The sequence below is a fragment of the Sphaerisporangium sp. NBC_01403 genome, assembly GCF_045040145.1.
In the GTDB taxonomy this organism is placed as follows: Bacteria; Actinomycetota; Actinomycetes; order Streptosporangiales; family Streptosporangiaceae; genus Sphaerisporangium; species Sphaerisporangium viridialbum.
This window is the reverse complement of record NZ_CP109534.1, coordinates 4,279,898-4,293,680: the sequence shown is the minus strand read 5'-3', so window position 1 is coordinate 4,293,680 and position 13,783 is coordinate 4,279,898. Positions and strand designations below refer to the sequence as shown.

Annotated in this window: 10 protein-coding genes; 8 read left to right on the top strand and 2 right to left on the bottom strand. The window is 72.5% G+C overall.

Going from position 1 to position 13,783, the window contains the following annotated elements; translation table 11 throughout:
• The first annotated feature begins 114 nt into the window (after nucleotides 1-114).
• Entirely contained in the window at nucleotides 115-3,516 is a 3,402-nt protein-coding gene (locus tag OG589_RS19325; protein ID WP_405150928.1) for a phosphodiester glycosidase family protein, read from the top strand.
• Nucleotides 3,517-3,519: 3 nt separating this feature from the next.
• On the opposite strand, the gene OG589_RS19320 is transcribed toward OG589_RS19325, so the two are convergent.
• Complete coding sequence (locus tag OG589_RS19320; protein ID WP_405150927.1) at nucleotides 3,520-4,071, bottom strand: ATP-binding protein; 552 nt, start codon at nucleotides 4,069-4,071, stop codon at nucleotides 3,520-3,522.
• Nucleotides 4,072-4,327: 256 nt separating this feature from the next.
• On the opposite strand from OG589_RS19320, the gene OG589_RS19315 reads away from it, so the two are divergent.
• The 7 genes from OG589_RS19315 to OG589_RS19285 all read left to right on the top strand — a co-directional run bounded on the left by OG589_RS19315 (nucleotide 4,328) and on the right by OG589_RS19285 (nucleotide 11,756).
• Nucleotides 4,328-5,692: a helix-turn-helix domain-containing protein gene (locus OG589_RS19315; protein ID WP_405150925.1), complete on the top strand. Its 1,365-nt coding sequence runs from the start codon at nucleotides 4,328-4,330 to the stop codon at nucleotides 5,690-5,692.
• The gene (locus OG589_RS19310; protein ID WP_405150923.1) at nucleotides 5,689-6,600 is read left to right on the top strand and encodes a phosphotransferase enzyme family protein; all 912 of its coding nucleotides are present in this window, start codon (nucleotides 5,689-5,691) and stop codon (nucleotides 6,598-6,600) included. Before OG589_RS19315 ends, OG589_RS19310 begins: the two co-directional genes overlap by 4 nt.
• Nucleotides 6,601-6,656: 56 nt before the next feature.
• Entirely contained in the window at nucleotides 6,657-7,904 is a 1,248-nt protein-coding gene (locus OG589_RS19305) for a cytochrome P450 (RefSeq protein WP_405150921.1), read from the top strand.
• A 66-nt stretch (nucleotides 7,905-7,970) separates the two neighbouring features.
• Nucleotides 7,971-9,107 (top strand): aminotransferase class V-fold PLP-dependent enzyme, encoded by a 1,137-nt coding sequence (locus OG589_RS19300; protein WP_405150919.1) that lies wholly within the window; start codon nucleotides 7,971-7,973, stop codon nucleotides 9,105-9,107.
• A 333-nt stretch (nucleotides 9,108-9,440) separates the two neighbouring features.
• On the top strand, nucleotides 9,441-10,148 hold the full coding sequence (locus OG589_RS19295) for a thiamine pyrophosphate-binding protein (protein ID WP_405150917.1): 708 nt from the start codon (nucleotides 9,441-9,443) through the stop codon (nucleotides 10,146-10,148).
• Nucleotides 10,145-10,765 (top strand): thiamine pyrophosphate-dependent enzyme, encoded by a 621-nt coding sequence (locus tag OG589_RS19290; RefSeq protein ID WP_405150916.1) that lies wholly within the window; start codon nucleotides 10,145-10,147, stop codon nucleotides 10,763-10,765. The genes OG589_RS19295 and OG589_RS19290 overlap by 4 nt, the downstream gene beginning before the upstream one ends.
• 46 nt (nucleotides 10,766-10,811) lie before the next feature.
• Nucleotides 10,812-11,756: a 3-oxoacyl-ACP synthase III family protein gene (locus OG589_RS19285; protein ID WP_405150914.1), complete on the top strand. Its 945-nt coding sequence runs from the start codon at nucleotides 10,812-10,814 to the stop codon at nucleotides 11,754-11,756.
• Between the two features lie 18 nt (nucleotides 11,757-11,774).
• Here the strand turns inward: OG589_RS19285 and OG589_RS19280 are convergent, their stop codons facing one another.
• Nucleotides 11,775-13,739, bottom strand: a complete 1,965-nt coding sequence (locus OG589_RS19280; RefSeq protein ID WP_405150912.1) for a glycoside hydrolase family 44 protein — start codon at nucleotides 13,737-13,739, stop codon at nucleotides 11,775-11,777.
• Nucleotides 13,740-13,783: the final 44 nt, after the last annotated feature.

Sequence of the window (13,783 nt, the reverse complement as noted above, 5' to 3'; positions counted from 1 at the left end):
AGGACGGAGCAAACCGTCGAGAATGATCATCGCGATGTTCCCCGCGATGTCATCGGCACGTCATGGCGGGGCGCCAAGATCGGGTCGTTCGGACGTTTCGTCGTTGGAGGTGCGATGCGCAGGTTCGCGCGCGCGTTGGCCGTGGCGCTCGTCGTCGCGGTCCCCGGGGTCGCCCAGGGGACGGCACGGGCGGAGCACGCGCCAGGCCCGGAGGGTTCCGCGCATGCCACCGGGTGGCCCGGCTACCAGACGGCGGTCCCCGGCCTGTCGGTCGAGGCCGACCGCGCCGACCGGACGATCGCCCCGGGCGTCGTGCTGACGAGCTTCGACACCTTCGGGCGTGAGGGGTGGACCCGGGCCCACGTGCTCAACGCCGACCTGTCGAACTCCGCGGTGGACGTCGGCCTGGTGGGCGGCAAGCTGACGGAGACCCGGCCGCTCTCGCGGTCGGCGGACGCGCGGGCCGCCGTGGCGGCCGTCAACGGCGACTACTACGACATCAACGACACCAACGCCGTCGTCGGGCCCGAGGTCAGGGAGGGCGAGCTGCGCAAGGCGACCACCGACCCGCGCACGGTCGCCGCCGTCGGCGAGGACAAGGTCGCGCGGCTCGCGAGCGCCCTGCTGGAGGGCACGGTCACGGTCGCCGGCACCGCCCACCCGGTGGCGGCGCTGAACTCCGCGTCCCTTCCCGCGAACGCGATCGCCGTCTTCACCGACCAGTGGGGCCCCGGCTCGCGTGTCCTGATCCCGCACTCAGGGCCTCTCACCGAGCTGGTGGTGACGGGAGGCACGGTCAGCGCCGTGAACGGCACGGTCACGACGGCCCCGGTGCCCGACGGCGGCCTGGTGGTCGTGGCCCAGGGGAGCGCCGCCTCCGTCCTGGCCGCCGCCAGGCCCGGCGACCCGGTCACGCTGGACGTCGGCCTGCGCACGGACTCACCGGCGAAGCTGCGGACGGCGCTCGGCAGCGGCGAGGTGCTCGTCCGGGACGGCGAGCCCGTCGACTTCCCCCCGTCGACCGGCAACGACGCGCTGAAGCCCCGCACCGCGATCGGCTGGGGCGAGGGTGGCAGGCGGCTCCTGCTCGTCACGGTCGACGGGTCGGCGAACTTCTCGGCCGGGCTGAGCTTCGACGAGACGGCCAGGCTGCTCGTGCGGCTCGGCGCGCGCGAGGCGTTCATGCTGGACGGCGGCGGCTCGTCCGACCTGGTGGCCCGCCTCCCCGGCGACGGCCGGGTCAGCGTGGTCAACACCCCATCCGACGGCGGCGAGCGGCCGATCCCGAGCGGCGTCGGCCTGTTCGCGGCCAAGGGGTCCGGCACGCTGAAGGGCTTCGCGGTGCGCACGGGGGCGGACCGGGTGTTCCCCGGCCTCACTCTGGGCGTCTCCGCCGCCGGGTACGACGAGACGTACGCGCCGGTGGACCTCGGCGGGAGCCGGGTGCGGTGGGACGCGGGCCGGCTCGGCGAGGTGCGCGACGGCGTCCTGCGCGCCTCGCGATCCGGGAAGGGCGAGCTGACCGCCCGGGCGGGGCGGGCAAGCGGCGCGGCGGGCCTGCGCGTGCTGGGCGCCCTCGCCACCGCGCGGTTCGGCGCGGCGAGCCTGACCCTGGAGGCCGGCGACTCCGCCGTGGTCCGCGTCACCGGGTACGACGCCGACGGGTTCGGCGCGCCGGTCGCCGCGCGCGACGTCCGCCTGTCGTACGACCCCGCCGTGGTGAAGGTCGAGGAGCGGCCCGACGGGGCGCTCACGGTCACCGGGCTGGAGGCGGCGAGCGGAGCCGGCACCGTGGTCACCGCGACGGTCCAGGGCAAGGTCGCGCGCCTGCCCGTCGCCGTCGGCCTGGCGCGCCGGTCGCTCGCGGAGTTCGAGGCGTCCGAGAGCTGGGGCGTGTCCACCGCCAAGGCCACCGCGTCGGTCGCGTCCGTGAGCGGGGCCGACCGGCCCGGCGCCCCGGCGGGCAACCAGGCGCTCGCGCTCACCTACGACTTCGGCGGCACCTCGGGCACCTCCGCCGCGTACGCCGTGGCGAAGCCCGCGCCGCTCGTCCTGCCGCACGGCACCAGGCGGCTCGGCGCGTGGGTGCACGGAGACGGCCGCAAGCACTGGCTGCGGGCCACCCTGCGCTCGCAGGGGACGACGAACGTGCCGTTCACCTTCGCCGACGTCGTCGACTGGACGGGGTGGAAGTGGGTCGAGGGCACACTGCCCGCCGGATTCTCCGAGCCGATCACGCTGACCAACCTCTACGTCGTCGAGACCTCCAACCTCGCCAAGGACGCGGGCGAGCTGAGGTTCGACGCGCTGACCGCGCTGGTCGGGCAGGAGGTGCCGGTCGAGACGGAGGTCGCCCCCGACCCGTTCGTCCTCGCCCAGGAGAGCCTCGCGCCGGGTCGCTGGCGCTTCGCGGTCATGTCCGACCTGCACGTGAGCGGGGCCGCGGGGCCGTCCTCGTTCGCGGCGCTGCAGGCTGCGTCCGCGCTGAGGCAGGCGGTCGCCGCCAAGCCCGACTTCATCGTGATAAATGGCGATTTTGTGGATAACTCGGCGCCGGCCGACTTCGCGCTAGCCGAGCAGATCCTGAAGGAGAACGTTCCCCCGGGCATCCCCGTCCATTGGACGCCGGGCAACCACGAGTCCGGGGCCACCGCGACCGGGACCCTGGACGCCTTCCTCGCCACCGGGCGGCCGGCCCACCAGGTCTTCGACCACAGGGGCACGCGGTTCATCCTGATGAACACCACTCTGGGCGGCCTGCGGGCCTCCGACTGGTCGCAGGTCCCCGAGCTCCAGAGGGAGCTGGCCAAGGCGGCCGGCGACCGTTCGGTGAGGTCGGTGGTGGTGGCCTTCCACCACCCGCTGCGCGACCCGTCGGGCGCGGGCAGCTCGCAGTTCGCCGACCAGCTCGAAGCCGGCCTGGTCGAGAAGTGGCTGTCCGGCTTCCGCGAGAGCGCGGGCAAGCCGGTCGCGCTGTTCACCGGCCACGCCCACACCGCGTACGCGGGCAGGGCGGACGGCGTCCTTGAGGTCACCACCCCGGCGGTGGGCAAGACCCCCTACAGCTCGCCGGACAAGGGCGGGTTCTTCGGATGGATGCTCGTCGGCGTGGACCCGGCTCCCGGCAGGGTGGAGGCGGGCGTGCCGAGCCCGGGCACCCGCGACTGGCTGACCGCGCGCGTGAACCCGCTGTTCGACAAGCTCTCGCTGTCGGCGCCCGGGACGCTCGCCGTGGGAGGGGCCGAGGCGGTCTCCGCCACGGGAACCACGACGGCGTTCGGGCTGACGTTCCCCCTGCGGTACCCCGCGAGCGTCACCTTTCGCGGTGACCGGGCACTCGCCGTCGCCGCGACGGCGGGGGAGGCGAAGGCGGCGTCGCGGCGGCACGGCGTGGTCGCGGTGCTCGACCTCGCCGCCGGCACGCTGACGGGTGTGCGCCCTGGGCAGGCCACGCTCACCGTCTCCTCGGGCGACCGGTCGGCCTCGGCGACCGTCACCGTGACCGCCTCGGGGTGAGCCTCACTTCCCCCCGCACGAAGCAGTCGGCAGGGCGAAGGCGACGGCCTTTCCCGCCGTGCCGCCCACCGACATCGTGGTCGGGTACGCGTAGCAGTGGCCCCCGGACAGCGCGTGGGCCAGGAACAGCCCGCGCCCGCTCTCGGCGAACGGGCCGAGGTCGACCTCCTCGGCCGTGTGCAGGTAGGCGAGCATGGCGGGGATCTCGCCCAGGTCCTGCCCGCCGTCCACCATCTCGCACCACATCGGGATGCCGCTGAGGCAGTGGATGCGCAGCTCGTACGGCCCGCACGCGTGCTTCTCGGCGTTGGCGGCCAGCTCCGCCACGATGATCTCGGCGTCGCCGATCCCGTCCGCGGCGACCCCCGCCCTCGCCAGCGCTCCGCGTACGGCCGCGCGGGCGCCGCGCGAGGCGGACCCCGCGCGCAGCCTCGTGACGAGCACGCGGAAGGTGTCCTGGCAGGGGATCCGCGGCCGGCCGGCCGGTGGACGGTCTTCGGCGAGGACCCCGGTGTGGTGGAGAGCCTCCTTAGGGACGGGTTGCTCGGCGCGCATGAGCTGATCACTCCTTGTGCTTCTCGACCGACGAACAATCGGAGGAAGCGCGCGGTGATCCCCCCGGGATGTGGATTCCAGGGTGAGGGAACTTTGCGCCGGGTGGTAAGACGTGCCACCGATACCCATCCCCGGTCTACCGGCGATCTGCCAAACCGATCTGCCCGGGTGATAGGTGCGACCGTTATCCCCTCGGGGACCCTCTGGGACCTGGGTTAATTGAGAGGTCAGCGGACTTGACGGTCGGAAGGTCAGCATGAACGTCACGCATGTGAGCGAGCAGGCGATCAGCTTCGCCATCTGGGAGCGACCCCAGATGCGCCAGGCTCTCGCCGTGCGCGACATCGCCACGGTCTACATGCTCCTCCAGCGCGTCGGGGTGTCCCAGCGAAGGATCGCGGCGCTCACCGGGCAGTCACAGTCCGAGATCTCCGAGATCCTCAACGGGCGCCAGGTCATGGCGTACGACGTGCTCGTGCGCATCGCCGACGGCCTCGGCGTCCCGCGCGGGTACATGGGGCTCGCCTACGACGACGTGTCGCAGGGCCTCGGGGGCCCGGCCGCCGGCTATCAGGACGACGCCGACGAGGACGAGCAGGTACGCCGGTTGCTGGCCCACGCGGCGCAGGTCACCATCGGCGCCGCGGTGGCGACGGTCGACGAGTGGCGCCAGCCGCTCGCGCGCGTCGACACGCCCGTTCCCGCCAACATCGGCGACGCGGAGGTCGAGCAGGTCGAGACCGTCACCCAGTCGCTCCGAGCGCTCGACTACCGCTACGGCGGCGGCGTCTGCCGGGACGCGGTGGTGGCCCAGCTCGCCTGGTCCCAGCGCCTCCTGCGGGCGACGTGCACCGAGCAGGTCGGGCTTCGCCTCCACCGCGCGCTCGCCGACCAGCACAACCTGGCGGGGTGGACGTCCTTCGACGTCGGCCTCTACGGCGCGGCGCGCAGGCATCTCGCCCGCGCGCTGGAACAGGCGAAACACGCCAAGGACCCGTCGCTGGCGGCCAACATCCTCTACCGGATGGGGCGTGTGCACCTGCACCTGAACCGGGTGGAGGACGCGTTGCGGTTCTTCCAGCTCGGCCAGATCTGCGCGCAGGACGCGAGCTGCGAGCTCACCGTCGCCATGCTGTGCGCGAACGAGGCCTGGGCGTACGCCCTGCTGGGAGACGAGCGGCTCGCCCTGAAGTCCATCAGCCGGGCTCGCGACGAGTACGCCCGGGCCGACCGCGACGCGGCACCGGCCTGGGTGCGGTTCTTCGGGGACGCCGACATAGAGGCCGCGCGCGGCATGACGCACGCGAGCCTCGCCAGAACACATCCGGGCCACCTCTCGAAGGCGGCCGAACTTCTTTCCAACAGCGTACGGAACCGAGATCAGAACATGGCACGAAGCAAGGTGTTCGAGTTGATAGGACTGGCGACCGTGCAGCTCCGGCTGGGCGAGGTCGAGGAGGGACTGGAGAACGGGCACGAGGCAGTGAGGCTGGTGGCCCAGATCAGGTCGGTGAGGACGATCGACCGTCTGGACCCGCTGATGGACGCGGCGGCCGAGCGGCCGCAGGACTCGGGCGCGCGGGAGCTATGCCGGCGGATCAAGGACTTGCAGATCGTATGAGCATCGCGACCGTAGACACCTCGGGCGGGCTCACCCGCGAGAACCTCCGCTCACTTCTCGCCGCGGTGTGCGCCGAGACAGGCCTGGATCCCACCCGGGCCGAGCTGATCAAATTCACCAACAACGCCGTGTTCCGGCTGCGCGCCTCTCCGGTGGTCGTGCGCATCGCCGGATCCACCGCCGCCCGCGAGCGGGCGGAGACCGTGGTGCGGGTCGCCCGGTGGCTGGCGGGCCACGGCTTCCCGGCGGTGCGGCTCCTGCCGGGCGTGGAGCAGCCCATCCGGCTGCACGGGCAGGTGATCACCCTGTGGGAGCACATCCCCGAGACGGGCCTCCGGCCGGACGGCGCCGACCTGGCCATCCTGCTCAAGCGCCTGCACAGGCTCCCCGGCCCGCCCGCCGACCTGCCGAGCTGGCATCCGATGGACGAGGTCCGACAGCGCCTGGCAGAGCCAGAGGACCTCGACGCCGGCGACCACGCGTTCCTGCTGGGGGAGTGCGACGAGGTCGAGGAGCAGCTCGCGGGGCTCCGCTTCGTGCTTCCGCAGGGGGTGATCCACGGGGACGCGTTCATCGGCAACCTCATCGCGGGGCCTCGCGGCCCGGTGCTGTGCGACTTCGACGGCACGACCATCGGGCCGCGCGAGTGGGACCTCGCCCCCGTCGCGGTCGGGCGGCTCCGGCTCGACTACGCGACCGATGACCACGCGATGCTGACCAAGCATTACGGCGTGGACGTCACCGAGTGGGACGGGTTCCCGGTGCTGCGCCGCCTGCGGGAGCTGAAGCTGGTCACCAGCGTGCTGCCCATCCTGCGCAGCAACCCCGGCATCCGCCCGCAGTGGGAGCACCGCATGCGAACCTTCAGAGCCCGCGACCTCAGCACCCGGTGGCAACCGTACCGCTGAGACGGGCTCGGCCAAGGCCCGGGCGGGGGCGGTGAGGGCCGTGCCAGGATGAGACCGTGACGACGGCCATCGAGACGGGCATCGACCTGGCGGATCTGGCGTTCTGGCGCAGGCCGCCCCACGAGCGCGACCACGACTTCGCGCGGCTCAGGAAGCTGGACCACCCGGTGTTCTTCGCGGAGCGCCGGGTGCCCCTGCTCCGCTCGGGCAAGGGGTTTCACGCCCTGGTGCGGCACGCCGACGTGGTGGAGGCCAGCCGCAACGCCAAGGTCTTCTCCAGCGAGCCCGCCGTGACCAACCCCGAGCCGCCCGGCTGGGTGAAGCACGTGTTCGGCGACTCGATGGTCAACCTCGACGACCCGCGCCACGCCCGCCTCCGCCGCATCGTGTCCCGTGCGTTCTCGCCGAAAATGCTCGGCAAGCTCGACGACGACATCGTGCGGGCCGCCGGGCGCATCGTCGACGACGTGGTCAAGGAGGGGCCGCGTGACTTCGTCGCGCAGGTAGCCGCCCGGCTGCCCATCCACGTCATCTGCGACATGGTGGGCGTTCCCGACGACATCCGGGCAAAGGTGCACCAGCATGTCGACGTCTCCACCGCGTACACCGGGGTGCGCATGAGCCTCCCGCGCACGGTGGCGATGGCGGGCCGCAACATGGCGGCGCTGCTCGCCCTGCAACGCCTGGTCATCAAGCTGGGCCGCGAGCGCGAGAAGAACCCCTCGGACGACCTGGTCTCCGCACTGGTCAACGCCAACGTCGACGGCGAGCGGCTGACCCCGAGGGAGCTCGGCTCGTTCTTCACCCTGCTGCTGGTCGCGGGCAACGAGACCGCCCGCAACACGATGGCCCACGGGCTCAAGCTGCTCACCGACAACCCCGGCCAGCGCGAGCGGCTGGCCGGCGACTTCGAGGGCCACATCGGCGGCGCGATCGAGGAGACCGTCCGCTTCGTCTCGCCGATCATGCAGTTCCGGCGCACCGTCACCGAGGAGTACGAGATGCGCGGGGTGCGGCTCGCGCCGGGCGACAAGGTGGTGCTGTTCTACGGTTCGGCCAACCGCGACGAGGACGTCTTCGACGACCCCGACCGCTACGACATCACCCGCAGACCGAATCCCCATGTCGGCTTCGGCGGCCCCGGGCCGCACTTCTGCCTGGGCGCCAACCTCGCCCGCCAGGAGATCAAGATCATGTACCGCGAGCTGTTCACCCGCCTCCCCGGCATCCGCGCCGTCGGCGAGCCCGAGCTGCTGCTCTCCAACTTCGACAACAGCGTCCGCACCCAGGCCTTCACCTTCTAGAAGCGCTCCCCTGGGGAAGGCGGGCGGGAGGCCTGCGGCGGTGGCTGACCGGTTAATGTCCGGGTTGTGGATATTGACGACTTCAGCCTGGACCCGTCGATCACGCACCTGAACCACGGGTCCTTCGGGGCGGTGCCGCATCAGGTGAGAGAACGGCAGGACGAGCTCCGCCGGGAAGTGGAGCTCAACCCCGATGTCTTCTTCGCCACGGTCCTGGACCGCATCGCCAAGGCCAGGAACGAGGTGGCGGCGTTCCTCGGGTGCGAGCCCGACGGCATGGCGTTCGTCTCGAACGTGACCGAGGGCGTCGCGGTCGCGCTGAACAGCGTGCCGCTCGCACCCGGTGACGAGATCCTGATCGGCGACCACGTCTACGGCGCCGTCGAGATCGCCGTGCGGCGCGGCGCGGAGCGTGCCGGGGCGCAGGTGGTCAAGCTGGCCCTGCCCGGGCGGGAGGACGGGGAGTGGTCGGGCGAGCAGGCCGCTGAGGCCTTCCTCGGCGCGGTCACGCCGCGCACGAAGGTGGCCGTCTTCGACCACGTCACCTCGGCCACCGCGCGCCTGCTGCCGGTGGCCCGCCTGGTGGAGGGGTTCCGCGCGCTCGGCGTGGTCACGATCGTGGACGGGGCGCACGCGCCGGGCATGCTGGAGGTCGACCTGGGCGAGCTGGGCGCCGACTTCTGGACCGGGAACCTGCACAAGTGGGCGTTCGCGCCGAGGCCGTCCGGCGTGCTGGCCGTGGCCCCGGCGTGGCGCGAGCGGGTCGAGCCGCTGATCGCCTCGTTCTACCAGGGGGACGGCTTCCCGAGGAGCGTCGAGTTCCAGGGCACCCGTGACTACACCGCCTGGCTCGCCGCGCCGTACGGGCCGCGCCTGCTCGGCGACCTCGGCGCGCACGCCGTACGGGCTCGCAACGCCGCGCTCGTCGCGCGCGGGCAGGAGATCGTCGCGGAGGTGACGGGGCTGGCGCCCTGGCGGGCCGATCCCGAGCTGTCCATGCGCATCCTGCGGCTGCCCGGCGGCATGGGGGAGACCCACGCGCGGGCCGAGGCGCTGTCCGCCGAGATCTTCCGCAGGACGGGCTGCCGGGCGGCCGTGCGGGCGTGGCCGGGCACCGGCCTCCTGCGCCTCTCGGCCCAGGTCTACAACCGCGAGGAAGACTACGAACGCCTCGCGACCGGCCTTCGCGCCATGTTCGCCTAACGCCGCCGCCCGCCCGTACGGGGCCCGCCGGATGAAACCGCGCGAGGGATCACCCTCCTGGAAGGGACCGGCTCCGATATGTGCCGGGAGGGATTACCCTCCCGAAAAGGGGCGGCTCCGATATGTTTTGTAAACACGGTTCATACGCGGCGTAAACACGACCGACATCGGCCGTATATATCCCGATTCCGTGCCCTTCGCCGCCGGGTTTCGGTCTCCGCTCCCAGGCTGATTCGCCGTCAGCCTGGCGGATGACGACCGATGCCTCCCGCCGGGCATGCAATGGCCCTGTCATCGAATGACACGCAGGTCCGTTCGGCAGGAGGCACGTTCGTGCGGAACACAAGAGCAGGGGCCGAGGGTGGGGCGACCGTGGCGGAGTTCCTTCTGGAACAGCTGGACGCCATGGGGGTCGACGCGGTTTTCGGCATTCCCGGGGGCAACATTTCCGCTTTCATCCAGGCTTTACGGAATCACCCGAGGATCAGGTTCATCATCGCCTCCCATGAAGGCGGAGCGGCCTTCATGGCGGACGGATACGCGCGGGCGACGGGGAGGCTGGGCGTCTGTCTCGTGACCGCGGGGCCCGGCGCCCTCAACGCGCTCACCGGAGTCGCCTCCGCGCACCGCGACCAGGTCCCGCTGCTCCTGGTGGGCGGCCAGGTCGGGACCGACCGGTTCGGCCTCGGGGCCATCCAGGACAGCAGCGATCTGGGCGTCGACACGGCCGCGATGTACTCGCACGTGACCGGACTCTCCACCGGCCTGAGCGACCCCGGCTCGTTCCCGCGCGTCCTCGCCCGGGCGATCAACGTCGCCACCGGCCCGCGCCCCTGCGCCACGTACCTCGCCGTCCCCGCCGACCTCGCGCGGATGCCGGTCGGCGACGTGAAGGCCGCGCTCGCCCCGAGACGTACTTCCACGTCGACCTCGACCCCGCGGCGTTCGGCCGGTTCCTCAAGGGCGGCGACCATATCCTCGCCGACGCGGAGACGTTCCTGCGCGCCCTGTACCGGGAGCTGCCCGGCTCGGCCCCGGTGACGGTGCCCTCCATACCGCCGCCCCGGCGGGCGCCCGGGCCGGTCCCCATGGCCGGCGGGCCCGGCGTGTCGCCCGCGGCGGTGATGCTCGCCCTCAACGACCTGCTCACCGCCGAGGACGACCTCTACGTCGACATGGGCAACTGCACCGCGTGGGCCACGCACTACCTGGTGATAGACCCTCCTGCCCGCATCTTCTACCCGTGCGGCCTGTCCTCCATGGGCTGGTCGTGCGGCGCGGTCGTCGGCGGCCGGGTCGGCGACCCGGGCCGTACGGCGGTGGCCCTGCTCGGCGACGGCTCGTTCCTGATGAACGGCAACGAGGTGCGGACCGCGGCGAAGAACCGGGTCGGCGCCGTCTTCGTCGTCCTCGACGACGGCTACCTCGGGATGGTGAACCACGGCGAGCACGCGCAGAGCGGCGGGGCCGTCCCGCTGGACGACGACTACTACGGCCTCGGGCCGGTCGACTCGCGCGGTTCTCCCGCGCGCTCGGCGCGGACGCCTTCCCCGTCGAGGACGTCGTGGGGTTCCGCGCGGCGATGCGCGAGGCCAGGGCCGCCTCGGCCGCGCGGTCACGCCCGCAGGTCGTCGTCGTCAAAACCGACCACCGGGTGAGCCCTCCCTACGGGGAGAGGTTCGCCATGGTCGCGGGGGACGCGCGATGACACGGAAGCCCCATGCCGGCATCGGCGTCGCCGGGCTCGGATCGGCCCTGCCGGAGGCGGCCGTGGCGGCCGGGTCCACGGCGGCCGTGCCCTCGGCCGAGAGCGAGCTGTTCAGCGGGGCCCGCACGCGCCGGGTCCTCGCGCCGGGGGAGGCGATCGAGGACCTGACGGTGTCGGCGTGCCGCAGGGCCCTGGAGAGCGCGGGCGTGCCCGCAGGCGAGGTCGACGCCCTGTACGGGTACGTCACCGTCCCCGAGTTCGTCAGCCCCAACGGGCTGTTCCGCGTGCACCGCGACCTCGGTCTCGGACGCCACGCGCTCGTGGTGCCGCTCAACTGCGAGTTCGGCACCTTCGTCCTCGGGCTCGCCCTCGCCTGGGAGGCCGTGCGCGCCGGACGTCTCACCAGGGCGCTCGTGGCCGTGGGGTCGAACTGGAGCCGCCACGTGGACGGGCGGAACCCGCACGCGGGGACGATAGGCGACGGCGCGGGCGCGGCCGTCCTCGGCCCGTCCCCGCGCATGGTGCTCGCCGACTGGATCTCCGACACGCACAGCGCCGAGTACGGCGCGATGACCATGGCGAGCCGCCCGGAGCCCGGCGGCACCACCCGGCCCACCTACCGGATCGAGCCCGGCCCGGGCGTGGACGCCTTCCGGTCCTCCGGGATGGACGGGCCGCCCGAGCTGATCGCGAGGCTCCTCGACCGCAACGGGATCGCCGCGGCGGACGTCACGGTGATCGGCCACCAGGCCTCCGACGTCCTGATCGACCACTGGAAGGAGCGCCTTCATCCCGCTCGCTACCACGACACGCTGGCCCGTTACGGCAACCTCACCGTTGCGTCCGCCGCGGTGACCCTCGACACCGTGGCGGACCTCGTCGACACGCGTACCTGGTCATGTTCGGCGTCGGTATCGGCTCCTACCAGATCGCGCTGCTGATCAGGCGGTGAGACGCGGCTAGTGGCGGGGCGTGGTGACCGAGACGGTGCGGGACTTCGGGCTGAGGTTGCCCGCGCCGTCCCGCGCCCGTACCCAGAACGTGTACCGCCTGCCGGGTGACAGCCCGTCGACGGTGAGCGTGGTGGCGGTGGTCGAGATCTTGGTGGTCCCCGCCGAGCTCTGCTGCCCGACCTCGTACCCCGTGACGGCGACGTTGTCGGTGGCGGGCGGCCAGGTCAGCGTGACGGAGTGCGGGGCCGGGCGGCCGGCGGTCAGGCCGGCGGGCGCGCGGGGCGGCACCGTGTCGGCGACGACCAGCTCGGTGATCGAGTTCGCCGGGTACGTGGCGGACACCACCGTCGCGGACGTGCCGTGCGACGACGCGGCGGGGACGGGCCGCAGCGGCAGGTCCGTGTCGCGGACGATGGCGGCCAGGTCCGCGCCGCTGTAGCGGTAGACCTGGGCGGTGCCGCCCGGCGCCCTGCCGGTGACGGTGAGCGGGCTGGTCAGGTCGGAGCCGGTCTTGTTGACGACCATCAGCGTGAGCGCGCCGTCGCTTCGCCGCGTCGCGCCGTACACGGCGAGCCGGGACTGGTCGGTGCTGGTGGAGGCGACCGACGTGTCGCCGAACCGGCCCCCCTTGCCGTCGTAGTTCAGGTACATCCTGAAGGCGTACGCGCCGGGGTCGGCGGGCGCGGGCGGGCTCCACAGGGTGGCCAGGTCCGCGCCCTCACGCCCGAAGATGCCGAGTGCGTCCGCCTCGGCGAGCGCGCCGTTGAGCGACCCGATCGCGCCGAAGCTGTACTCCGTGAGGGCGACCTTGGTTCCCGGGTAGTTCCGGGCGACCATGTCCTTCATCCGGGGGATGAGGTACACCGGCTGGTTGATCCAGCTCTCGTCGGTGTAGGTGCGGTCCCACAGCGTGCGGGTCTGCCGCAGCCGCAGCGCCTGCGTGGCCGCGTCACCGGGGTCGCCGGAGAACACACCGCCGCCCTGCGGGTACCAGTGGTTGTCGTAGTAGTCCAGGATGCGCACGCCGTGGCTCTGCTCGTACGCCCTCATCTGCGCCAGGTACCACTCGCCGAACGGCACGCCGCCGTGCGCGGCCTGGTCCGGCGGGTTGCCCCAGCAGCCCTCGATGGCGCATCTCTGCTGGTCAGAGCCGGAAAGGGTCAGTGAGGACCAGCCCCAGCCGGCCGGCCCGAGGGTGGCGGCGCCCGGGTCGGCCGCCTTGACCGCGGCGGCGACGCCGTAGGTGCTGTCGCGCATCTCGTCGTAGGTGGGCCCGGCGGGGTGGACGTCGCGATGGGTGGAGAACCAGATGTCCGGCTCGTTGTCCAGGTTGTAGAACCGCACGCCGCCGTGGGCCGCGTCGCCGTACCGCGCGCGGAGGTGGTCCAGCCAGCCGGTGACGTACTCGGGGCCGATCTCCACGCTCGTGTCGTGCGGGTCGTTCCCGGTGATCTGGCTGCCGTCGGGCCTGACGCCGTTGCCGCAGTCCGGGGCCCAGGGGTCGGTCGACTGCTGCGGCCCGTACTTCGCCACGCTGAACCCGCAGGCCTTCGCCCGCTCCTTGGGCGCCCAGCCGATCAGGGGCACGGTCAGGATCGTGTCGGTGCCGGTGCGCATGTCCTGGTCGGTGAACCGGTCGGTCTCCGAGCCGTCAGGGAGCTCGCCGGGGTCGGGGTTGTCGCCCGGGATGTTCTCGAAGTACCAGTCGCTCGCCCGGTTCGTGGTGTCCGTCCGGTAGTCGTACCGGGTGGTGGCGTTGCCGCCCCACCGGCGTACCGGCAGGCGCAGTTCCTTCGCCAGCGCCTCGTCGGCGAAGTTCATCCCGTACACGTACGGGCTGATCGGGTGCGTCGGTGCTGTGAGGTCGACCGAAAGGCTCAGCTCGGCGGCTCGTGCGGTACCGGTGGCTGCGCCGGTCGTGACCAGCAGGGCCGTGGCGAGCAGGGCGGCCCAGGTGCGAGTTCGTGGCATGGCGTGGCGCCTCCTTCGGGGCGATCGTGCTGCCCCGAAGGAGG